General features: G+C 53.2%; 21 protein-coding genes. 15 read left to right on the top strand and 6 right to left on the bottom strand.

All coding sequences use genetic code 11. The annotated features are described in order from the left end of the window. Positions 1-81: 81 nt before the first annotated feature. From D3P08_RS12000 to D3P08_RS11990, 3 genes are all read left to right on the top strand, one after another. Positions 82-585, top strand: a complete 504-nt coding sequence (locus D3P08_RS12000; protein ID WP_119600046.1) for a ferritin — start codon at positions 82-84, stop codon at positions 583-585. Positions 586-832: 247 nt separating this feature from the next. After that, on the top strand, positions 833-2,371 hold the full coding sequence (locus D3P08_RS11995) for a trypsin-like peptidase domain-containing protein (RefSeq protein WP_162848449.1): 1,539 nt from the start codon (positions 833-835) through the stop codon (positions 2,369-2,371). A gap of 135 nt (positions 2,372-2,506) precedes the next feature. Next, positions 2,507-4,309 carry a B12-binding domain-containing radical SAM protein gene (locus D3P08_RS11990; protein ID WP_119599940.1) on the top strand — a complete coding sequence of 601 codons (1,803 nt, stop codon included), beginning with the start codon at positions 2,507-2,509 and terminating at the stop codon, positions 4,307-4,309. A 180-nt stretch (positions 4,310-4,489) separates the two neighbouring features. Here the strand turns inward: D3P08_RS11990 and D3P08_RS11985 are convergent, their stop codons facing one another. The 4 genes from D3P08_RS11985 to mnmL are packed head-to-tail and all read right to left on the bottom strand — an operon-like array spanning position 4,490 to position 7,472. Continuing rightward, positions 4,490-5,470 (bottom strand): type I phosphomannose isomerase catalytic subunit, encoded by a 981-nt coding sequence (locus D3P08_RS11985; RefSeq protein ID WP_119599939.1) that lies wholly within the window; start codon positions 5,468-5,470, stop codon positions 4,490-4,492. Between the two features lie 34 nt (positions 5,471-5,504). Further along, positions 5,505-5,903, bottom strand: coding sequence for a VOC family protein (locus tag D3P08_RS11980; RefSeq protein WP_119599938.1), 399 nt, complete (start codon positions 5,901-5,903; stop codon positions 5,505-5,507). Between the two features lie 24 nt (positions 5,904-5,927). Beyond that, positions 5,928-6,506, bottom strand: a complete 579-nt coding sequence (mnmM, locus tag D3P08_RS11975; protein ID WP_119599937.1) for a tRNA 5-(aminomethyl)-2-thiouridylate-methyltransferase MnmM — start codon at positions 6,504-6,506, stop codon at positions 5,928-5,930. Positions 6,507-6,509: 3 nt separating this feature from the next. After that, entirely contained in the window at positions 6,510-7,472 is a 963-nt protein-coding gene (gene mnmL, locus D3P08_RS11970; protein WP_119599936.1) for a tRNA modification radical SAM protein MnmL/YtqA, read from the bottom strand. A gap of 283 nt (positions 7,473-7,755) precedes the next feature. On the opposite strand from mnmL, the gene D3P08_RS11965 reads away from it, so the two are divergent. Next, a complete protein-coding gene (locus D3P08_RS11965; RefSeq protein ID WP_119599935.1) occupies positions 7,756-7,962 on the top strand; it encodes a hypothetical protein in 207 nt (68 codons plus the stop codon). A 192-nt stretch (positions 7,963-8,154) separates the two neighbouring features. Further along, positions 8,155-8,907 carry a tRNA (guanosine(46)-N7)-methyltransferase TrmB gene (gene trmB / locus D3P08_RS11960; protein ID WP_119599934.1) on the top strand — a complete coding sequence of 251 codons (753 nt, stop codon included), beginning with the start codon at positions 8,155-8,157 and terminating at the stop codon, positions 8,905-8,907. Here trmB and D3P08_RS11955 read toward each other — a convergent pair. Further along, complete coding sequence (locus D3P08_RS11955; protein WP_119599933.1) at positions 8,904-9,473, bottom strand: phosphatase PAP2 family protein; 570 nt, start codon at positions 9,471-9,473, stop codon at positions 8,904-8,906. The genes trmB and D3P08_RS11955 overlap by 4 nt on opposite strands. Before the next feature lie 220 nt (positions 9,474-9,693). Between D3P08_RS11955 and D3P08_RS11950 the strand changes: the two genes are divergently transcribed. The 6 genes from D3P08_RS11950 (at position 9,694) to D3P08_RS11925 (ending at position 14,404) form a co-directional block, all read left to right on the top strand. Next, positions 9,694-10,884, top strand: coding sequence for a glycosyltransferase family 4 protein (locus D3P08_RS11950; protein ID WP_119599932.1), 1,191 nt, complete (start codon positions 9,694-9,696; stop codon positions 10,882-10,884). A gap of 296 nt (positions 10,885-11,180) precedes the next feature. Then, a complete protein-coding gene (locus tag D3P08_RS11945; RefSeq protein WP_119600045.1) occupies positions 11,181-12,413 on the top strand; it encodes a glycosyltransferase family 2 protein in 1,233 nt (410 codons plus the stop codon). Between the two features lie 269 nt (positions 12,414-12,682). Beyond that, positions 12,683-13,201: a translation initiation factor IF-3 gene (gene infC / locus D3P08_RS11940; RefSeq protein ID WP_240647482.1), complete on the top strand. Its 519-nt coding sequence runs from the start codon at positions 12,683-12,685 to the stop codon at positions 13,199-13,201. A gap of 33 nt (positions 13,202-13,234) precedes the next feature. Beyond that, positions 13,235-13,435: a 50S ribosomal protein L35 gene (gene rpmI / locus D3P08_RS11935; protein WP_068682086.1), complete on the top strand. Its 201-nt coding sequence runs from the start codon at positions 13,235-13,237 to the stop codon at positions 13,433-13,435. Between the two features lie 44 nt (positions 13,436-13,479). Then, the gene (gene rplT / locus D3P08_RS11930; protein WP_119599930.1) at positions 13,480-13,839 is read left to right on the top strand and encodes a 50S ribosomal protein L20; all 360 of its coding nucleotides are present in this window, start codon (positions 13,480-13,482) and stop codon (positions 13,837-13,839) included. Between the two features lie 178 nt (positions 13,840-14,017). Next, the gene (locus D3P08_RS11925) at positions 14,018-14,404 is read left to right on the top strand and encodes a hypothetical protein (protein WP_119599929.1); all 387 of its coding nucleotides are present in this window, start codon (positions 14,018-14,020) and stop codon (positions 14,402-14,404) included. On the opposite strand, the gene D3P08_RS11920 is transcribed toward D3P08_RS11925, so the two are convergent. Further along, positions 14,388-14,864, bottom strand: a complete 477-nt coding sequence (locus D3P08_RS11920; protein ID WP_162848447.1) for a GNAT family N-acetyltransferase — start codon at positions 14,862-14,864, stop codon at positions 14,388-14,390. The two genes, D3P08_RS11925 and D3P08_RS11920, sit on opposite strands and share 17 nt — an antisense overlap. A gap of 526 nt (positions 14,865-15,390) precedes the next feature. On the opposite strand from D3P08_RS11920, the gene ilvB reads away from it, so the two are divergent. The 4 genes from ilvB to D3P08_RS11900 all read left to right on the top strand — a co-directional run bounded on the left by ilvB (position 15,391) and on the right by D3P08_RS11900 (position 20,427). Continuing rightward, on the top strand, positions 15,391-17,142 hold the full coding sequence (ilvB, locus tag D3P08_RS11915) for a biosynthetic-type acetolactate synthase large subunit (protein WP_119599927.1): 1,752 nt from the start codon (positions 15,391-15,393) through the stop codon (positions 17,140-17,142). Next, positions 17,139-17,630 (top strand): acetolactate synthase small subunit, encoded by a 492-nt coding sequence (gene ilvN / locus D3P08_RS11910; protein ID WP_119599926.1) that lies wholly within the window; start codon positions 17,139-17,141, stop codon positions 17,628-17,630. The genes ilvB and ilvN overlap by 4 nt, the downstream gene beginning before the upstream one ends. 119 nt (positions 17,631-17,749) lie before the next feature. After that, positions 17,750-18,742: a ketol-acid reductoisomerase gene (ilvC, locus tag D3P08_RS11905; protein WP_119599925.1), complete on the top strand. Its 993-nt coding sequence runs from the start codon at positions 17,750-17,752 to the stop codon at positions 18,740-18,742. 143 nt (positions 18,743-18,885) lie between these two features. Further along, positions 18,886-20,427, top strand: a complete 1,542-nt coding sequence (locus tag D3P08_RS11900) for a 2-isopropylmalate synthase (RefSeq protein WP_119599924.1) — start codon at positions 18,886-18,888, stop codon at positions 20,425-20,427. Positions 20,428-20,517: the final 90 nt, after the last annotated feature.

The following is a 20,517-nucleotide window of genomic DNA, read 5'->3' as shown; positions in this document are numbered from 1 at the left end:
AGAATTAAGGAGGGGCGGCCATTTGCCGCCCCTCCTTTTTATGTTAAAATGATCCAAACGACAAAAAGCGAGGTGCACGTTATGAATGACGCATTAGCCAAAGCGCTGAACGAGCAAATGAATTTTGAGTTTTATTCCGCCCATGTGTATCTTGCGATGGCGGCTTACTGCTCCGCCGACAGCTTGGACGGTTTCGCGAATTTCTTTATTGTTCAAGCGGAAGAGGAACGGTTTCATGCAATGAAAATATATAAGTTTCTAAATGACCGCGGGCGCCGCGCGACGCTGGCCGCATTGCCTGAACCGAATAACGACTACAATTCCGTGCTTCATGCCTTCGAGGAGGGCTACAAGCACGAGCAGCAAAATACCGAACGCTTCTATAAACTGTCCGACCTCGCCATGAACGACCGCGAGCACGCGACGATCAACTTCTTGAAATGGTTTATCGAGGAGCAGGTGGAAGAAGAAGCGCTGTTCGACAGCATCATTAACAAGCTGAAGCGGATTGACAAGGACAGTAACGCTTTTTATATGCTGGATACGGAGTTCGCAGCCCGTTCGTTTACGCCGCCAGCAGAATAGCAAAGGAAGAGCCCGGTGACTTTACAAGAAGCCGCCGGGCTTTTTTTTTTATGCGGCCAATCCATTTTTCCCCCACGCTATCTCGATTTTAAGAAGGGACTTTCCGATATACTTAGAATGGCCTATGTCGAAGTCGGAAATTTCGCTAGAGTCTCAGACTTTTCATAGACAATGCGAGATTGTGAGTGGTAGGATTGGGAAGGAATCATACGTTTGGCTATTATGGGAGAATGTGGAGGACGTTTTCATGAAGAAAAGCTGGTACAACAGGTTGGTTAGCCCCATGCTCGCGACAGCTCTGCTGCTTGCTCCATTATCCGTTCAAAGCGTCTCTGCGGCATCGGCCGCAAGCGCGAAAGCGGACAAAAGCGAGAGTATTCAGCTATGGGTTGACGGAGAACAAGTAAAGCTGTCCGCCCCGATCTACAAAACGGGCGGCGCGGCGATGGTTCCGATGGCGGATTTGCTCGATTCGCTCGGGGCGTCGTCCGCACTGGAGAAAAAAACGAATGCCATCATTATACGGGACGGCAGATTAACGATCACGATGGCCATTGGCCAGAAGGAAGCGATTGTTAACGGTAAAACGGTAAAAATGGACGCCGCGGCGGCGCTGAAAAACGGTGTGCCTTTTGTGCCGCTTCGTTTTGTAGCCGAACAGCTGGAAGCCGATGTCAAATGGGATGGAGCTATTCCTGCGATTCGGGTAAGCAGCTGGTATTATCAAGAGATAGAGCAGGATACGGAAGAAGAAGCTCCGGAAGTTGAACTGGAGAAATTGACTTCGACTGAAATCGTGGATCTTTATGACGAAAGCGTCGTATTTATCGCAACGAACGTGGCCTTCGGCAGCGGAATCGTCATTGGGGAGAACCTTGTATTGACGAATTATCACGTAATGGAAGACGCCACTTCGGCTACCGTGAACTCCATCTATTATGATGAAATTGCGGTGGAAGGCGTAGTTGCCGCAGATAAAGAAGCCGATCTTGCGATTATCCTTACGAAGGAGCCGCTAGACTTGGCGCCGGTGGAAGTCGGCTATGGCTACCAAGCGCGCAAAGGCGACCGCGTCTATGCGATCGGCAGCCCCCTCGGTTTACAGAATACGGTCTCTGAAGGGCTGATCAGCAATTTGAGCTACGAGAACGGCATTAGCTATATTCAAACGAATGCGCCGATCGACCATGGCAGCTCGGGCGGAGCGCTGTTTAACGAATATGGCGAGCTCGTAGGCATAACGTATGCGGGTATCGACGGCTCCTATGCGGATCTGAACTTCGCGATCGCGGCGTTCCAAGCGGCAATGCTGATCGATTCCGTAACGGAAGAGATGATCGAGAAGGCCGAGTTCTTGACGCCGTCGCTCCCAGAGACGCTTGTCGGCGCGCCGCTTGAAGATATTCGGAGCCTGATGGAGCAGGAGTTCTCTTCGGTACAGACGCTTGAGGGAGTTGCGGAGTTTAAGGATTGGGACGTCAAGCGCGATGCGGAAGGCTGGCTGGTATTGACGGCCAACATCGACCCGCTCTACTACTTATATTACGGGGAATCTACATCGGGCGAATTGTCGATGTGGGCGGTTAACATGGCGCATGAGCTACACCGTATGCTGCCGGATGACCGCATTCAGGTTACGATCTCCTTCGACCGCGATTACGGCTTCCAGCCGCGCGGGCTCGCGCCGGGCGAAGTCACCTCTGTCGGCAACGGCAAATGGAAGGTTCGTTATCCTGTCATCGATATGCAAATCAAGGATCAGCTTTATATCGAAACGAGAATGTAGAAATCCGATTGGCGCTCGAGAGCCGCATAGCTGCGGCAATCGGCGCCTCTTCTTTTTTAAGCCGAAGTTCGGTACAATAGATGGATGCATAACGCCGATAGGCGATTCGTCAAGTAAGAGAGGGAAGTTTCCGTTATGAAAGTCGTTCTGTCTACTCTAAACGCCAAGTTTATTCATACGTCGCTGGCTTTGCGCTGTCTGAAGGCGTACAGCGAGCATCAATTCGATATCGAAATCGCCGAATATACCATTAAAGACCCCGCGATGAACATCGCTAGCGATCTATATTCGAAAAATCCCGATGTGATCGGCTTCTCCTGCTACATTTGGAATATTGAAGAGACGATAACGGTCATTAATATGCTTCGCAAAATTAAACCGGAGCTGCGCATCGTGCTGGGCGGACCGGAAGTGAGCTACGATACGGATTATTGGATGGAGCGGCTGCCTGAAGTCGATTTCATCGTCATGGGAGAAGGGGAAGAGACGTTCCATCACCTGCTGACCGAGATCGAGGGTAACGGCAAGTTCCATATGGTGTTCGGGATCGCATACCGGAAGGAGCGGGATGGCAAGACCGAAGTGCTTATTAATCCGCCAAGGCCAAAGCTTAATTTGAATGAGTTGCCTTCCCCGCACCGATTCAAGGAGGATATCCCTCAGCTCGGCAGCCGCGTCGTCTATTTTGAGACGAGCAGGGGCTGTCCGTTCAGCTGCCAGTTTTGCTTATCCAGCATTGAGGTAGGCGTTCGCTACTTCGATATGGAGCGGACCAAATCCGATATTTTGTATCTGATCGATAACGGAGCGAAGCTGATCAAGTTTGTCGACCGCACCTTTAATATTAAACGGGACTACGCCCTCGAAATTTTTCAGTTCCTGATTGAGAATCATCGGGGCTGCGTCTTCCAATTCGAAATTACGGCGGATATTATGAGGCCGGAGGTGCTTGATTACTTAGCGGAGCATGCGCCGCCCGGCATCTTCCGTTTCGAAATCGGCGTGCAGTCGACGAACGATCCGACGAACCTGGCCGTTCAGCGCCGCCAAAATTGGTCCAAGCTCGTGCGGACGGTAACGAAGGTGAAGGATTCGGGCAAAATTGACCAGCATTTGGACTTGATCGCCGGACTGCCGCTCGAAAATTACGACACCTTTAGAGGCACCTTCAACGATGTGTTCGCGCTGCGGCCCGAAGAGCTGCAGCTTGGATTTTTGAAGATGCTCCGGGGAACAGGTCTGCGGAGAGATGCGGACAAATGGGGATACATTTATATGGACCGCGCCCCCTATGAGATGCTGGGCAACGATTTGATGCCGTTCGGCGATATCGTGCGCATCAAGCGGGTTGAGGACGTGCTTGAGAAATATTGGAACGCGCATCGGATGGATCATACGCTGCTATACCTCGTCGACAACGTCTTCCAATCGCCGTTCGATTTCTTCCAACTGTTCGGGGATTATTGGGAAGAGCGCGGCTGGCAGAAGATCGGCCATCAGCTGGAGGATCTGTTCGCTCGGCTGTGGTCCTATCTCCAGACTGTCGATGCCGCCGATCGGCCTATCGACCATGATGTGGCGCTCGGTCTGATGAAATACGATTATTTCCTGAACCATAACTATAAGCCGCGCAAAACGTGGTGGGAGTTTACGATGGACAAGCCCGAATGGGCGGGCTGGATGCGGAAGCTGGCGGAATCCCCGGAGGCCGTCTCCCGCGAGTTTGCCGATCTGGGCCTTCAGGAACGGGAGCTGCACAAGCATGCGGTCATCGAGAAGCTTCCGTTCGATCTGGCGCATTATTTGGGAACCGGGGAAATCCGTAAAGAGCGGCATACGCTGCTCGTCATGATGTACGCGCTGGAGCAAGGAGGCGGCAAGCCGAAGCCGCGTCCGTTCATGCTCGCACTGGAGCCGGAAGGCGCAGGCGCCGACTAACATTAGCCTATTAAAAAAGCTATCCGCAGCCGTAAGGCTCATAAGCGGATAGCTTTTTTATAGTTTAAAACTAAGTTGAGGATTGCCAAAACGGAGCAGACGAATGTTCCGGAGAAGCGCCAGCGTTCTCCTTTGTTTTCGGATTCCTTCCTTGTTCGATCGGATCAGAGGAATCCGACATTACGAGTTCGATTGCGGTACAACGCTCCGCAGAACCGTGAGACGGCCGGATAGCGTATAGTGTCCTAAAGTAGCAGGAAGCAGGAAGCATTCGCCTGCCTTTACCGCCAGCTCTCCGTCCTGCCAGCTCAGCCGGCCCTCGCCGTCTGCAATAACGAGAATAACAAAGCTGTAGGCTGGCGTCGTTAAAGCAAGCGGCTCCTCGATGATTCCTTTTTCAACGAGGAAATAAGGGGAGGAAGCGATAGTGAGCCATTCGCCCGGAGAGACGGCATCCGTCTTCATCCGGTTCGCGCCGGCTCCCTCGTAAGCGATAACGTTTAACGAATCCTCGATGTGGAGCTCCCGCAGCTTTCCGTCTAATCCGGGGCGGTTATAATCGTAGAGCCGGTAGGTTGTATCGGAGTTTTGCTGAATTTCGGCAACGAGTACGCCGGAGCATAACGCGTGCACGGTACCGGCCGGGATATAAAAGGCATCGCCCGCCTCTACCGGAACAACTTGCAGCGTATCCATAATCCGGCCTTCCGCGATGGCTTCTTCCATTGCCTTGCGGTCGATATTTTCCTTCAAGCCGTAAATGATCGTCGCGCCTGGCTTAGCGTCAAGAATATACCACATTTCCGTTTTGCCCAGCTCGCCCTCCGGCAGTCCTTCATACGAATCGGTAGGATGCACCTGCACAGATAAGTCGTCATTGCAATCGAGCAGCTTGATCAGCAGCGGAAAGCGGCCGTTTTTCGACGAAAAGCCGTTTGTGCCGAACCATTCTCGTCCCAGCGTCTCACGGACCTCGTCGAGCCCCTTTCCTGCGAGCGGTCCGTTTACGACCGCGGTAACGCCATTCGGGTGATCGCCGATCATCCAGCCTTCGCCGATCGCGCCTTCCGGCAGCTCAAGGCCGAATTGCTCCAACGCTCGGCCGCCCCATACTCTTTCTTTCATTTCAGCTTTGAATTTGAGCGGATATGGCTTAACCAATATGTACGCCTCCTAAGTATAAAAGCATTTGATTTTATACGGCCGCGCCCGGCTGGAACAGCTCCAGCAGCTCGCCGTCCGGCCCGTAGAAGAAAAAGTAGCGAGCTCCGTTCGGAAGCGTCGTTATTTCGTCGTCGCGCAGCTGCACTTGCGGCAGACTCTTCATGCGCTCGAATTCAGCCTCGATATCATCGACCGTAAATGCGGCGTGATGAACCTTGCCTTCCGCAGGCAAATCCGCATTATAGCCTTGAATGAGCTCAAGCTCCGTCTCGTCATGACCAGGGAAGGCCAGGAACGCCAGCTGAATAACGCCGTTTGTGTGCGTCATCGTATACTTGTGCTCAAGCCCAAGGACAGATGTGTAAAAGGCGATGGACGCTTCGATATCGCGAACCATAATGCCTAAATGCTCTAATTTTTTCACTGCCATGTTATTCAATCTCCTTTTCTGTAGTTAAGACGATTTGCGCCGCTCGACCGCGATGAGGTAAGGGGCCGCGCTGCGCTGCGGCTGCCTGTACAGAACCGCCTGCCCCTCCGATTGGGGAAGGGCGGCTGCCCATGCTTCGACTGCGGCCGCTTCCGTGTCCCCGCCTGGATGGCCGGGGTAAAGAACGCAGGTAATGATTCCGCCTGGCCGAAGCAACGTCATCGCGGCTTGAAGCGCTCCGATCGTGGAGGCAGGCTGCGTGATGACGGCAGGGTCGCCGCCGGGAAGAAACCCGAGATTAAACATGATCGCTGAAATTTGTCCCCTGTGAGCAGGGGATATCGCCTCGGTCATGCCGGCGTGATCCATCAGATGCAGCTGCACTTGCCGGTGCGCCCCGGCCGCGGCAAGCCTGTCATGCGTACGGTCGAGCGCCTCCTGTTGGATGTCGAATGCGTAGACGACGCCTTTCGGACCGACCAGCTTGGCGAGGGCCAGCGTATCGACGCCGCCGCCCGCAGTCGCATCGACAACGATATCGCCGCTGCCGGCGCGCTCCTCGATCCATTTGTGCGCCATGCTAAGCACAGATAAAAATCCCATGCCTTACACCTCCGGTTTCCAAAGCTTGCCCTGCCATGTATCCCGCCGTCGCAGCTCTTGGTCGATTCCGTTCAGCACTTCCCATTTCCTCATGCTCCACATCGGACCGATCAGCAGATCGCGCGGCGCGTCGCCGGTCAGCCGGTGAACGATCATCTCCGGGGGGAGAATTTCCAAGGAGTCTACGATCAGCCGGATGTATTCATCCTTCTCCAGAAATTGCAGAAGGCCAGCTTCATATTGCTTAACCATTGGGGTTTTGCGCATTAAATGAAGGAGATGAATCTTGATGCCCTGCACGTCCATCCGAGCGACCTGGCGGCAGGTTTCCATCATCATTTCGCGGGTCTCCTGCGGGAGACCGTAAATGATATGGGCGCATACGCGGATGCCCCGTTCGCGAAGTCTTCTCACCGCATCGAGGTAGCAGGCTGTATCGTGGGCGCGGTTGATGAGCTCGGAGGTCGACTCATGGACCGTTTGCAGCCCCATCTCCACCCATAAATAAGTGCGTTCGTTCAATTCGGCCAAATAATCGACAACGTCATCCGGCAGACAGTCGGGACGCGTCGCGATCGATAAGCCGACCACGCCGGGCTGCCGCAGAATCACCTCGTAATAGTCGCGCAGCTCCTCCACCGGTGCGTACGTGTTGGTATACGCTTGGAAATAACCGATATAACGCGCATCCGGCCACTTCTGATGCTGCCGGTCCCGGATCGTATTAAATTGTGTCACGAGGTCGTCGCGGCGGCTTCCGGCAAAATCGCCTGAACCGCGCGCGCTGCAAAAGGTGCAGCCGCCCTTCGCGATCGTGCCGTCGCGATTGGGGCATGTAAATCCGGCGTCAAGCATGACCTTGAACACTTTGCCTCCGAACTGCTCTCGCATTTCATAGTTCCAAGTATGGAATCGTTTATCGCCCCAGTGCAGCGGGAACTCTTGCGAGATGTTCGTATAAATCATGAATTTCCCCTTCTTTCCGAGCATTCAACCTTCATTGTATCGGAAAAATTATCGAAAAGCCATGCTTTGTCCGGGTGTCTTGGTATGAACGTTCGGATTCAGGGAAAACTGGAAATAGAACTGCGTAAAACTGCAGATTGGGCTTGAAAAACCTAACATGGTGTGTTATATTAAAAGTGCGACAAATCAATGAAAAAACCTGACATAGCCAAAATGTAAACGCACACATGAAAAGTCGTTATAATTGGAAAATTTCAACCATAATCCGATGAGGTGATGTGAGATGAATTTAACCAAAATCCCGAACGGCGATGAGAAAGTAACCGTTGAATTAACGGTGAAGGAACTGATGGCTTTGTCAGGCATCCAGTTTCACGCCAACCATGATGTCAAAGTATCCGCGCGCAAGAAGCTCAATTCGGTGCTGGCGGAGACGTGGGAGCAAGAGGGTAAACAAAATGCGTCGATTTCTTATCAGTTTCTGAGCTGACAAATCGAATACATGAGCATCCTGACGGGGCGTCTTCGGAAGATCTATACGGTCTTCGAGAATGCCCCGTTTTTGTTGTTATGAGGGCCGGGAACGACAACGGCGGGAAAAAGGCTTTACAAGGAGAGCGCAGTTGGGCACAATAAGGACTGATTACTATCATGCGATTGTTTATTGAAGGAGAAATTACGTATGCGTTTAAGAGGCAGAAAAGGGATACGGGAAAGCTTGGAGAGCCAGCCGGAGCTAGTCGTGCTGGATGCGGCTCCGCACCGCGGCAAATGGAAACAATTTTTCGGCAACGATAACCCCATTTATGTTGAGCTCGGGATGGGCAAAGGCCAATTCATCAGCCAGATGAGCGTGCGCAATCCGCACATTAATTTCATCGGCGTCGATATGTATGACGAGCTGCTGAGGCGCGCCAGCGAGAAGGCAAGGCTGGCATGGGAGGAGAAGGAGGTTCCCCATCCGCCCAATTTGGCGCTGCTGCGCGCGAATATCGAAGGGATTGAGACGATGTTTGCGCCAGGCGAGCTGGAGCGCATCTATTTGAACTTCAGCGACCCGTGGCCGAAGAGCAAGCACGCCCGCAGGAGACTTACCCACGAGCGTTTCGTCGCCAAATATAAGGAGATTCTTAATGAGAACGGCGAAATCCATTTTAAAACGGATTCCGTGTCGCTCTTCGAGTTTTCGCTGAACAGCTTCGCGGATATGGAGCTGGTTATGCGCAATATTTCGCTTAACCTTCATAAGGACGGGCCTCGCGAGGATTTGGTCTTTACCGAATACGAGACCAAATTTTATGAGAAGGGGCAGCCGATCCACCGGGTGGAAGTGGTAATTGGCGAGGAGGCGCTTCGCAAGCATCGCGAGCAGAAGCTAAACAACCGGCGGGACGAGCAAGCCGCGGCACAAGACGGCGACGACCAAGAAGATTAGACGAAGGAAGCCGGATTCAACCAGAAGGCGTGCACCGCATAGGCTGTAACCGTCCCGATCACGGCTCCGGCCGCAACATCCGAAGGGTAATGCAGACCCAAATACATTCTGGACCACGCTACGGAAATCGCGATAACGAATGCCGCAGGCGCAATGACGACCGTGTGGGGTCCGCCTGCCAGCAGAAGAGGAACGATCCATGAAAATATGGCCGTCGTGTGCCCGGACGGGAAAGAAGAGTCTTGGAGCGGCTTTGGACAAGTATTGACTTCCGGCAGCGCTTGATAGGGACGGAGGCGCTTCAGCTTCCGTTTCACGATCGCAACCGGAATATGGCTGACAGCAACGGCCGTAAGACATTGCCAGCCCGCCGTATGCCATGGGGACGGCGCCAGAAGCGCAAGCAGCAGGGCGGAGACAAGCGTGAAGGTGGCTCCGCCCATATGCGTTACGGTGCTCAGCCACTTGTCTAATGTGACAGAGAGCCATCCGAGAGAAGTTCTCCGGTTCGCCCATATCAGCATTTTTTGTTCCCTCGTTCTCATCCATCCAATCATTTTATCCATGACCGTTCACCCTTTCCATCCATCGTTGTCAGCGTCTAGGATCTTCTGATTTCATTGTAGTCGTCAAATATTGTCTGAACGTTATCCGAATAATAAATTCATATTAACGATTCATTCATAACCGGATAATTTGGAGAAAACATACGCCTCTTACAATGGAGAAAACACGACCGCGCGTGTCGCGCCGGCAGCCGCGCAGTCGAATCCGGAGGCGATTCATATGAGAGTGGCGATATTTACCGATACGTACGTTCCCGACGTGAACGGCGTAGCGCGAACGCTGCAGCGCTGGACCAGCTATTTGGAGCGGCGCGGCGTCGCCTGCAAAGTATTTGCGCCGGAGCCTTCATCGCGGGCGGGGCGGCAGTCGACGCCGAACTCTGTCGAAAGATTCGTCAGCTTCCCGTTTTTTCTTTACCCGGAATGCCGTCTTGCCTTTCCGAATCCGGCCCATATCCGCAGGGCCATTACGGAATTCCGGCCTGATCTTATCCACGTTGCGACCCCTTTTAACCTCGGTCTTTGCGGCCTCCGCTTCGCGCGCAAATACGGCATTCCGCTTATTGCTTCTTATCACACCAACTTTGACCAATATTTATCGTTTTACAATCTGCAATGGATGGAAAAGCTGTTATGGAGATATATGGATTGGTTTCATCGCGATTGCAAGGCGGTCTTTGTTCCTTCGGCCAGCACGTTGTCGAATTTGGCGGAGAGAGGCTGGGATGCTAAACGGCTTACAATTTGGAGCAGAGGCGTAGATACAAGCGTCTTTCATCCTTTGGCGGATCGTGAGGCGTTGCTTTGCAAAGCGGATATCGCTAAGACATCGTATCTCGTTCTGTACGCAGGCAGGCTGGCGCCGGAAAAGGATGTTGAAACGGCGATCGAGGCGTTTGCCCGTTTTCAGCGTTCGGTTTGTCAGGAGTCCGTTTTTGTCATCGCGGGTGACGGGCCGTCGTCAGAGCTTCTTAAGCAGAAATGTTCAGAGGAAGGAGTAAACGCCAGATTCATTGGTTTCACGGAAGCCGGCGAGCTGCAGAAATGGTATGCGGCGGCGGATGTTATGCTGTTCCCTTCCCCGACAGAAACGTTCGGGAATGTCGTCTTGGAAGCGATGGCCTGCGGAACGCCTGTTATCGGCGCCGATGCCGGCGGCGTTCGGGATACGATTCAGGACGGAGTAACGGGTCTGTTAAGAGCTCCCGGCGACTCCGAAGCGTTCGCGGCGGCCTTGGAGCTGCTGTACCGTGAGCCGGAAACGAGGGCTTGCATGGGCAGGAATGCTCACCTCTATGGAAGAAGCCGCTCATGGGAGGATATATTTGACAAGCTTCTGACGCAATGCGACACGCTGGCGGGTGCTTCAGAACGCGAATCCTCCATATTGCCTAAACGGCGCATTAATTAATTTTAATATAGGCCCGTTTAAGGAGGCCATTTGTGCTAAAAACGCAGGAAATGGTTGAGAATAAGACTGTTGAGGAGTAAACGGAGGGGAAATCAGCTCCACGTTCAAATGCAAGCGTTTTTCTGACTGAATTAAACGTATATACGCCGTATTCCCATTTTGACAAAGCGGGGGATTCAGTAGAAAATCAGAAAGGCAAATATTGCAACGCATGAAAAAGAAAATCTGCCCTTTATACAGAGAAAAAAATGGAGCAGACACACAAAATCAGGGGTTATAGGGGGTAATGCCGCATGATTTTTACGGTAGTGTTTATTGTTTTTCAAGTTTTGCTGGCTTTAATCGCAATATACCAGTTCTCGCTGTCCTTGTTCGGCTTTCTGAAAAATAAGAGCCGAAAGCGGCACGAGCCGCGCAAATCGTTCGCCGTTCTTGTGGCGGCGCACAACGAAGAGAAGGTTGTCGGGGCCCTGATTGAGAACCTGAAGAAGCTGGACTATCCGAAAGAGCTGTACGACGTCTTTGTGATTTGCGACAACTGCACCGACGGCACGGCGGAGATCGCCCGCAGCATGGGCGTTTACGCGTGCGAGCGCAAAAATTATCATCTCCGCGGCAAGGGCTATGCGATCGAATGGATGCTGAAAGAGCTGTGGAGCATGCCGCGCCAATATGACGCGGTCGTCATGTTCGACGCGGATAATTTGGTCAATCCGGATTTCCTGCGGCTGATGAACGACGATTTGTGCGAAGGCCATCAGGTCATCCAAGGTTATTTGGACACGAAGAACCCGGGCGACTCCTGGATTACGGCGGCTTACGCGATTACGTATTGGTACTGCAACCGCTTGTGGCAGCTGTCCAGAACCAATCTGAAGATGAGCAACTTCCTTGGCGGCACGGGCATGTGCTTCGAAACGAATCTGCTGAAGGAAATCGGCTGGGGAGCAACAAGCCTGGTCGAGGACTTGGAGTTTTCGATGCGCTGCGTGAAGCGTAACGTTTACCCGATTCTGAATTACGACGCGAAGGTGTATGACGAGAAGCCGGTTTCCTTCCGGGCTTCCGCAAGACAGCGGCTTCGCTGGATGCAGGGACACTTCAACGTCGCTCGCAACTATTTCTTCCCGCTGCTGTGGGCTGGCATTAAGGAGCGCAATTTGACCAAAATTGACGCCGCCGTTTACTCGGTCTCGGTCTATAATACGCTGCTCGGCTTCCTGCTTACGGCCGTCATGTGGATCGATATGGCGGTGCCTGCACCGGATGTGATCCATTCTGTGTATAACTATCTGCCATGGTGGCTGATCGCGGTGGCGGCTGCGGCGACGGTGCTGCAATTCCCGGCCGCAATGATGATGGAGAAGGTGAGAAACTGGAAGATGTACGCGCATTTGCTTACGCTGCCGTTTTTCCTGATTTCCTGGTGGCCGATTACGTTCTACGCGTTCTTCACGCAGAACAACAAAACGTGGAGCCATACGCAGCATACCCGGGTTGTTCGCATTGAAGAAGTTCAGAGTAAATAAAGCTATTGGATATTGACACATATAATTAGGCTGTGATATAGTAATTTAGTATTGTATACGACATATTCGCACAAGCAGAAGCGCCCGCTTCTCACCTTTTGGCTAAGCTGACTGGTCTGCGATAATCGGATGGGTATGCTGTCGCTTCGATTTATTGAAGCTGATATAAGCAGAATCAATTGACGGTTATGAGATGCGGGTTCTAGCGAACCCGCATTTTTTATTGGGAAGAGCACACACATCGTAAACCATTATGGAGGTGGCACGTTATTAGCAGAGAACATCAAATCAACGATGAAATCCGCGCCAGAGAAGTACGCTTGGTAGGCGCGGAGGGAGAGCAAATCGGCATTAAGCCGCTTCGCGAAGCGCTGCAGCTCGCAGCTGAGGCTAACATGGATCTGGTGAACGTCGCACCGACGGCCAAACCGCCGGTTTGCCGCATCATGGACTACGGCAAGTTCCGCTATGAGCAGCAGAAGAAAGAGAAGGAAGCTCGTAAGAACCAAAAGATTGTTGACCTGAAGGAAGTATGGTTCCGGGCCAACATCGAGGAGCACGACTATCAGGTGAAATTCCGCAATGTCGTTAAGTTCCTGAACGAAGGCGACAAGGTGAAAGCTTCCGTCCGGTTCCGCGGCCGCGAGATTACGCATGCCGCAATCGGCCAACGGATTCTGGAACGCCTCGCCAAAGAGGTTGCCGAAATATGCAATGTCGAGCGCGCTCCTAAGCTGGAAGGCCGGAGCATGATTATGATTTTGGCACCGAAATCCAACAACAGCTAAAGGCTGGAACAACATTAAGGAGGATAAACTGACATGCCTAAGATGAAAACGCACAGCAGTCTGAAAGACCGCTTCAAAATTACCGGTACGGGTAAAGTGAAACGCTACAAAGCATACAGAAACCACTTGCTTTCGCACAAGTCCGGCCGTCAAAAACGCGTGCTTGCGGGTCAACCGCTTATGGCCGCTGGCGATGTTCGCCGTTTGCAGCAAGGTCTTTCCAACTTGAAATAATGATCGTATAAGATACAAATTCAACCTACAGGAGGTTTCCACTCATGGCAAGAGTTAAAGGCGGCTTCGTCCGCGCTCGTCGTCGTAAAAGAATTTTAAAGCTGGCTAAAGGTTATTTCGGTTCGAAACACCGTCTGTTTAAAACAGCGAAGGAGCAAGTAGGCAAGTCCCTGATGTACGCTTACCGCGACCGTCGCAACAAGAAGCGCGACATTCGCAGACTGTGGATCGTTCGTATCAACGCGGCAGCTCGCGTGAACGGCCTGTCCTACAGCAAATTCATGCACGGCCTGAAGCTTGCGGGCATCGAAGTAAACCGCAAGATGCTTGCTGACCTGGCTGTGAACGACATCGCTTCGTTCAACTCGCTGGCCGGCGTTGCGAAACAAAAAATCAACGCTTAATCGCGTTTTGTAAAGACCCTATCGGCAATCGCTTCATGCGGTGGTCGAGGGGTCTTTTTTGTATGGATAAGCAGGTTCGGAGCATCAAGAAAACAGACAAGCGACAGCAGACAAACATACAAGCAAGTCCTCCCTTTCCTGAATAAACTGCAGAATAACGGGAAAGGAGGGATTTGACATGCATAACGTTTCCAGAAAGCAAGTGCGGAAACTGATCGGCAAATCCATCTATGCAGTGCGCAGGGACGGTTCTGTCGTAACGGGCAAGCTGCTTCGGCTGCGCGGGAACCGATTGATTGTAGCGTCGAGCAAAAGACCAAAAGGCAAAAAGGGCAAAAAGGTCCAAACAAAAGGCTTTGGATTTTTCCTATGGCCGCTTCTGCTCTTTGATCTGCTGGCAATAGGCACGCTGGGATTCTGGGGTGGAGGCTACGGCGGTTACGGCGGAGGCTACGGCGGCTGCGGCTGCGGTGTCCCGACATGCGGAGGCTGCGGCTACGGCAAATTTGGCGGCTACGGGCCCAATGCCGGCTATCCCGGCGGGTATTTTAACGGGTATTACTAACGGGTAACGCGGATGGCGAGGTCAACGGTTTAAGCAGCTCATAGCATTGAACCTCGGGTAAATAACGAATGGTTCCAAAGCCAAGCTTATTGTAAAAGCGATGCGCTCTGACGTTGATCCGATCGACGAATAAACGGGCCGCTTGGCAGCCTCGCGCTTTGCCGTAGGCCTCGGCATACGCCATCAGCGTTGTGCCCAGCCTTTGTCCCCGATACTCCGGATTTGTGACAAGCATGTCAATGACGGTCTCCGTGCCGTGGACATAGAAGTGAATAAAAGCGACTGGGGGACCAAGCTTAGAGCTAGTCGCGACATAGGTAACGCCGTTTCGGAACCGCAACGGGAGCTCGCGGATCATATGGGCGTCGAGCGGACGAGCGGTGTACGAGAGCGGAATCAATTCGGCCCGGATAAGACGGACAAGCTCTGTGTCATCCGATGGCTTCCGATTACGAATCATGGGCAACCTTCCTGTTCTGCGGAGCAGTCTGCGCCGCGCTGCATGAGATTTCCTGTTAAAGGCTATACTACTATATGTATGCCGCTGGCCTGCGGTTCGCATAAGACCGGAATCAAGAGGTCTTCGAAAAGGGGTATTTATGGTTCTTGACGAACTGTCAGAATACGCATATAATAATGAAAAGTCATAATCAATCGGCAATGATGAGGACGAAGTGTTAAGGGCTCTTTTGCTCAGAGAGCGGACGGATCAGCTGCAACCGACGCCAAAACCCCTTTTCTACGAGCTCACCTCGGAGCTATCCTCCTGAAAAGCAACCCGGGTTGCCTATTAGGGAGCATCGCAGGGCAAGCGTTAAAGTGCCATGGTAGAACGTCGGAATGTGCACAGCGTTCTAACCAATGGAGGTTATATATCGGGAGATATATAACGAATTTGGGTGGTACCACGGAAGCGTAACCTTTCGTCCCTTCAGCTTAAGGCTGAAGGACGAAAGGTTTTTTGTTTTTCGAGAGGAGGAAAATAGATGGCAACGCAAACGCAAAGTTCAACTGTAAAGTCGAAAGAGGAATTAATCGAAAAATTTTCGAAGCCTGAAGTGATCTCAGGGTCGGAGATCCTGCTACGCAGCCTGCTTCTGGAAGGCGTGGATTGCGTATTCGGTTATCCGGGCGGCGCTGTACTGTATATTTACGACGCCATGCACGATAACCCTGATTTCAACCATTTGCTCACAAGGCACGAACAAGGCGCTATTCACGCGGCGGACGGCTATGCCCGCGCCAGCGGCAAAGTCGGCGTATGTATCGCAACATCGGGACCGGGGGCTACCAATCTCGTCACCGGCATCGCGACGGCGTATATGGATTCCGTGCCGCTCGTTGTCATTACGGGCAATGTCTTTTCCACTCTGATCGGAACGGACGCATTCCAAGAAGCTGACATCACCGGCATCACAATGCCGATTACGAAACACAGCTATTTAGTTCGCAAGGTTGAAGACTTGCCTCGGATTATTCATGAGGCGTTCCATATCGCAAATACGGGCCGTAAAGGACCGGTTCTTATCGACATTCCGAAGGATGTGTCGGCGGCGAAGACGCTGTTCCAGCCGGTAACGGAAGTGAATATCCGGGGCTATAATCCGACGATTAACCCGAACAAGCTGCAAGTGGACAAAATGATTAAGGCGATCGCGGAAGCGAAAAAGCCTTTGATCTTGGCGGGCGGCGGCGTCGTTTATTCCGGAGCGCATGAGGAGCTTCTGGAGTTCGTAACGAAGACGCAAATTCCGATCACGACAACGTTGCTCGGACTTGGCGGCTTCCCAAGCGGCAATGATCTGTGGCTGGGGATGCCGGGGATGCACGGCACGTATACGGCGAACAACGCCATCCAAAGCGCTGATCTGCTAATCAATATCGGCGCGCGGTTCGATGACCGGGTAACGGGCAAGCTTTCGGGCTTCGCTCCGCACGCGAAGATCGTTCACATCGATATCGATCCCGCGGAAATCGGCAAAAACGTTCCGACCGACATTCCGATCGTGGGAGACGTCAAGTCCGTGCTGGCGATGGCCAACAAGCTGGCGGTTCGCGCCGACAATGCGGATGACTGGCGGGCAAGCATTCAGGAATCGAAAGCGAAGCATCCGTTCAAATACATCGACTCCGATACCGAGCTGAAGCCGCAATGGGTTGTTCAAATGATCCACGAAACAACGAATGGCGACGCGATCGTTACGACGGACGTCGGCCAGCATCAAATGTGGGCCGCGCAGTACTATCCGTTCAACAAACCGCGTTCGTGGGTAACCTCCGGCGGGCTTGGCACGATGGGCTTCGGTTTCCCTTCGGCGATCGGCGCCCAGATGGCGAACCCGGACCGCGTCGTCGTATCGATCAACGGCGACGGCGGCATGCAGATGTGCGCTCAGGAGCTTGCGATCTGCGCGATTAACAATATTCCGGTTAAAGTGGTCATCCTGAACAACCAGGTTCTCGGCATGGTTAGACAGTGGCAGGAGCTGATTCACGAGAACCGCTTCAGCCATATCGATCTAGCCGGCAGCCCCGACTTCGTGAAGCTCGCAGAAGCTTACGGCGTGAGAGGCTTCCGCGCCTCGAACAAGGACGAAGCCCGCACCGCATGGGAAGAAGCGCTCCGTCATCCTGGTCCGGCCGTCGTCGAGTTCGTCGTACGCCGTGACGAGAACGTTTATCCGATGGTTGCCCAAGGCAGCACCATCGATCAAATGATCATGGGGGATGCGGAATGATGAAAAAGCATACGATCGCAGTAATCGTCAACGATCAGCCCGGCGTTCTGCAGCGCGTATCCGGCCTATTCGGACGCCGGGGCTTCAATATTGAAAGCATTACGGTTGGAACAAGCGAGGAGCAGGGCCTCTCGCGCATGGTCATCGTCACTTCCGGCGATGACCATACGCTGGAGCAAATTACGAAGCAGCTTTACAAGCTGATCGACGTCATCAAGGTTGTTGATCTGAGCGCCAATCCGATGGTCGCAAGAGAGCTTGCTTTGATCAAGGTTCATGCGGAGCCCGCGTCTCGTCCCGAAATTCTCGGCGTCGTCGAAACGTTCCGCGCGGCGGTTGTCGATATCGGCACGCAATCATTAATGGTACAAGTAGTAGGAGACACGGAGAAGATCGACGCGATGATCGAGCTTCTTAAGCCTTATGGCATCCGCGAGCTTTCGCGCACTGGTGTTACCGCGCTTAACCGCGGTAACGTAAAACAATGATTCAATCGTATTAACATCCCGCTTTGAGCGGGAGTTTAAGAGGGGAAGCACGGAGAGTAAACCGGCTCCCCGCTTAAACACCCGCTCAAAAGGGTCCAATAAAAGGAGGCAATCATCACATGGCAGTTACATTGTATTATGAAAAGGACGCTGACCAAAGCGTACTGCAAGGTAAAACGATCGCGGTTATCGGTTACGGAAGCCAAGGACACGCACAAGCGCAAAACCTGCGCGACAGCGGCCTGAAGGTTATTATCGGTCTTCGTCCAGGCAAATCGGCTGAAGTTGCCAAAAAAGACGGCTTCGAAGTATTGACGGTTGCTGAAGCGACAAAGCTGGCTGACGTTGTTCAAATCCTTCTCCCAGACGAGACGCAAGCGCAAGTCTACCACGAGGAAATCGAACCGAACCTGAAGCAGGGCGCAGCGATCATGTTCTCCCACGGCTTCAACGTTCATTTCGGACAAATCGTGCCAAGCGCGGACAAAGACGTATTCCTGGTAGCTCCGAAATCGCCAGGTCACATGGTTCGCCGCACCTACCAAGAAGGCTTCGGCGTTCCTGGTCTGATCGCAGTTCATCAGGACGCGACCGGCAACGCAAAGGCTATCGGCCTTGCGTACGCGAAAGGTATCGGCTGTACGCGTGCAGGCGTTATCGAAACAACGTTCAAAGAAGAGACAGAAACCGATTTGTTCGGCGAACAAGCCGTTCTTTGCGGCGGCGCTTCCGCGCTTGTTAAAGCTGGCTTCGAGACGCTGGTTGAAGCAGGCTACGCGCCAGAGATGGCATACTTCGAGTGCTTGCATGAGCTGAAGCTGATCGTTGACCTGATGTACGAAGGCGGTCTGGCTACTATGCGCGACTCCATCTCCAATACGGCAGAATACGGCGACTACGTTACAGGTCCTCGTATCGTAACGGAAGAAACGAAAAAAGAAATGAAGCGCGTATTGGAAGACATCCAATCCGGCCGTTTCGCACGCGACTTCATCCTCGAGAACAAATCCGGCCGCGCGATGCTTACGGCTACTCGCCGCAACGAAGCCGCTCACCCGATCGAGGAGACTGGCAAGCAGCTGCGCGAACTGATGCACTGGATTAAGAAATAATCTAGCTTAAGCGCATATACTAGGCTCAGAGAAACAACCAATCCCGGTCCATATGGAGCGCATGCCGGCAGCGATCTTCGCTGCCGTCATGCCTATCTCCGTGCGGTATCGGGATGATTCTGTTCATGGAGGTACAGGGCAACATGCGGAAAATATATATTTTCGATACAACGCTTCGTGACGGCGAGCAATCTCCTGGCGTTAACCTGAACACGAAGGAGAAGGTCGAAATCGCGCTCCAACTCGAGAAGCTGGGCGTAGATCGTATTGAAGCGGGATTTCCTGCCGCGTCGCCGGGTGACCTGGCTGCGGTGAACGCCGTCGCCCGGGCTGTTAAAAACGCGACGATCATCGGCCTGTCCCGTTCGCGCGAGCAGGATATCGACGCGGTGCGCGAAGCGTTAAAAGGCGCTCAGGATCCGTGTATCCATCTCTTCCTTGCGACGAGCCCGATCCATCGGAAGCATAAGCTCCGCATGGAGAAGGAGCAGGTGCTGGAAGCGGCGGACCGCGCAATCCGTTACGCGAAGCAATATTTCGATAAAATCGAGTTCTCTCCGGAAGACGCGGGCCGCACGGAGCTTGATTTCCTGTGCCAGGTGACGGATATGGCGATCAAAGCCGGCGCAACGGTCGTTAATATTCCGGATACCGTTGGGTATATGAATCCGCAGGAGTTCGGCAACATCTTCAAGACGCTTAAGGAGCAGGTGCCGAACATCGAAAAAATCCAGCTCAGCGCGCACTGTCACGATGATTTGGGCATGGCGACCGCGAACGCGCTGGCGGCGATTTTGAACGGAGCGGATCAGGTCGAGGGCACGATCAACGGAATCGGCGAACGAGCGGGCAACACCGCGATCGAAGAGGTTGCGATGGCGCTGGCGACTCGTCCGGACTTCTTCGGCGCCCAGACGACGCTGAATCTGAAGGAAATCGCCAAAACTAGCCGCCTCGTGAGCAAGCTGACGGGTATGGTCGTTCCCGGCAACAAAGCGATTGTCGGCGCCAATGCGTTCGCCCATGAATCCGGCATTCACCAGGACGGCATGCTGAAGGAAAAAACGACGTATGAGATCATCTCGCCCGATACGATCGGCCTGAAGGAATCCAAGCTGGTGCTGGGCAAGCATTCCGGCCGCCATGCTTTCCGCGAGAAGCTGATCGATCTTGGCTATGAGCTGGAGGAAGAAGCGGTTAACGCGGCTTTCGCCAAGTTCAAGGATCTGGCCGACCGCAAGAAAGCGGTCAGCGATGAGGATATTCGCGCGCTGCTGGAGGAGAAGCTGATCGATACGCCGGAGGTGTTCACGCTGGAGACGATTCAGGTGAGCTACGGCAACAAATCTACGCCGAAAGCGACGGTTAGCGTGCGCGTGGAAGGCGAAATCCGCGAGGAGACAGCCGAAGGCAACGGCTCCGTCGATGCGATCTACAACGCGATCGATCTTGCGACCAAAGAGACGGTTGAGCTGGAGGATTACTCCATCAAATCCGTATCCCAAGGCAAAGACGCGCTCGGAGAAGTGCATGTGGTGCTGAAGCAGAACGATATTTCCGCGCAAGGACGCGGTCTTAGCACGGATATTTTGGAAGCGAGCGCTAGAGCGTATCTCGATGCGGTGAACCGCCTGATCGACAAGCGGAAGCAGCCAAGCCGCCGTGACAATATGAGCTTAATCTAAGAGGAAATGAAAAAGCCGCGCTGTCGGACGACGATGCAAGTCGTCAGATGGCACGGCTTTTTTTGCGAGGTTCATTTGCTGATGAAGGAA

Origin of the sequence: Paenibacillus nanensis (genome assembly GCF_003583765.1) — a bacterium.
GTDB classification, from domain to species: Bacteria; Bacillota; Bacilli; order Paenibacillales; family Paenibacillaceae; genus Pristimantibacillus; species Pristimantibacillus nanensis.
This window is presented reverse-complemented; position numbering and strand designations above follow the sequence as displayed.

What these genes read in the sequence shown, in the direction of transcription:
- D3P08_RS12000 (WP_119600046.1), top strand. Translation starts at nt 82, where the DNA reads ATGAATGACGCATTAGCCAAAGCGCTGAACGAGCAAATGAATTTTGAG.
- ilvB (WP_119599927.1), top strand. Translation starts at nt 15,391, where the DNA reads ATGGCAACGCAAACGCAAAGTTCAACTGTAAAGTCGAAAGAGGAATTA.
- D3P08_RS11990 (WP_119599940.1), top strand. Translation starts at nt 2,507, where the DNA reads ATGAAAGTCGTTCTGTCTACTCTAAACGCCAAGTTTATTCATACGTCG.
- D3P08_RS11900 (WP_119599924.1), top strand. Translation starts at nt 18,886, where the DNA reads ATGCGGAAAATATATATTTTCGATACAACGCTTCGTGACGGCGAGCAA.
- rpmI (WP_068682086.1), top strand. Translation starts at nt 13,235, where the DNA reads ATGCCTAAGATGAAAACGCACAGCAGTCTGAAAGACCGCTTCAAAATT.
- mnmL (WP_119599936.1), bottom strand. Translation starts at nt 7,472, where the DNA reads ATGATTTATACGAACATCTCGCAAGAGTTCCCGCTGCACTGGGGCGAT.
- D3P08_RS11995 (WP_162848449.1), top strand. Translation starts at nt 833, where the DNA reads ATGAAGAAAAGCTGGTACAACAGGTTGGTTAGCCCCATGCTCGCGACA.
- trmB (WP_119599934.1), top strand. Translation starts at nt 8,155, where the DNA reads ATGCGTTTAAGAGGCAGAAAAGGGATACGGGAAAGCTTGGAGAGCCAG.
- ilvN (WP_119599926.1), top strand. Translation starts at nt 17,139, where the DNA reads ATGATGAAAAAGCATACGATCGCAGTAATCGTCAACGATCAGCCCGGC.
- D3P08_RS11925 (WP_119599929.1), top strand. Translation starts at nt 14,018, where the DNA reads ATGCATAACGTTTCCAGAAAGCAAGTGCGGAAACTGATCGGCAAATCC.
- D3P08_RS11955 (WP_119599933.1), bottom strand. Translation starts at nt 9,473, where the DNA reads ATGGATAAAATGATTGGATGGATGAGAACGAGGGAACAAAAAATGCTG.
- D3P08_RS11965 (WP_119599935.1), top strand. Translation starts at nt 7,756, where the DNA reads ATGAATTTAACCAAAATCCCGAACGGCGATGAGAAAGTAACCGTTGAA.
- D3P08_RS11980 (WP_119599938.1), bottom strand. Translation starts at nt 5,903, where the DNA reads ATGGCAGTGAAAAAATTAGAGCATTTAGGCATTATGGTTCGCGATATC.
- D3P08_RS11920 (WP_162848447.1), bottom strand. Translation starts at nt 14,864, where the DNA reads ATGATTCGTAATCGGAAGCCATCGGATGACACAGAGCTTGTCCGTCTT.
- ilvC (WP_119599925.1), top strand. Translation starts at nt 17,750, where the DNA reads ATGGCAGTTACATTGTATTATGAAAAGGACGCTGACCAAAGCGTACTG.
- rplT (WP_119599930.1), top strand. Translation starts at nt 13,480, where the DNA reads ATGGCAAGAGTTAAAGGCGGCTTCGTCCGCGCTCGTCGTCGTAAAAGA.
- mnmM (WP_119599937.1), bottom strand. Translation starts at nt 6,506, where the DNA reads ATGGGATTTTTATCTGTGCTTAGCATGGCGCACAAATGGATCGAGGAG.
- D3P08_RS11950 (WP_119599932.1), top strand. Translation starts at nt 9,694, where the DNA reads ATGAGAGTGGCGATATTTACCGATACGTACGTTCCCGACGTGAACGGC.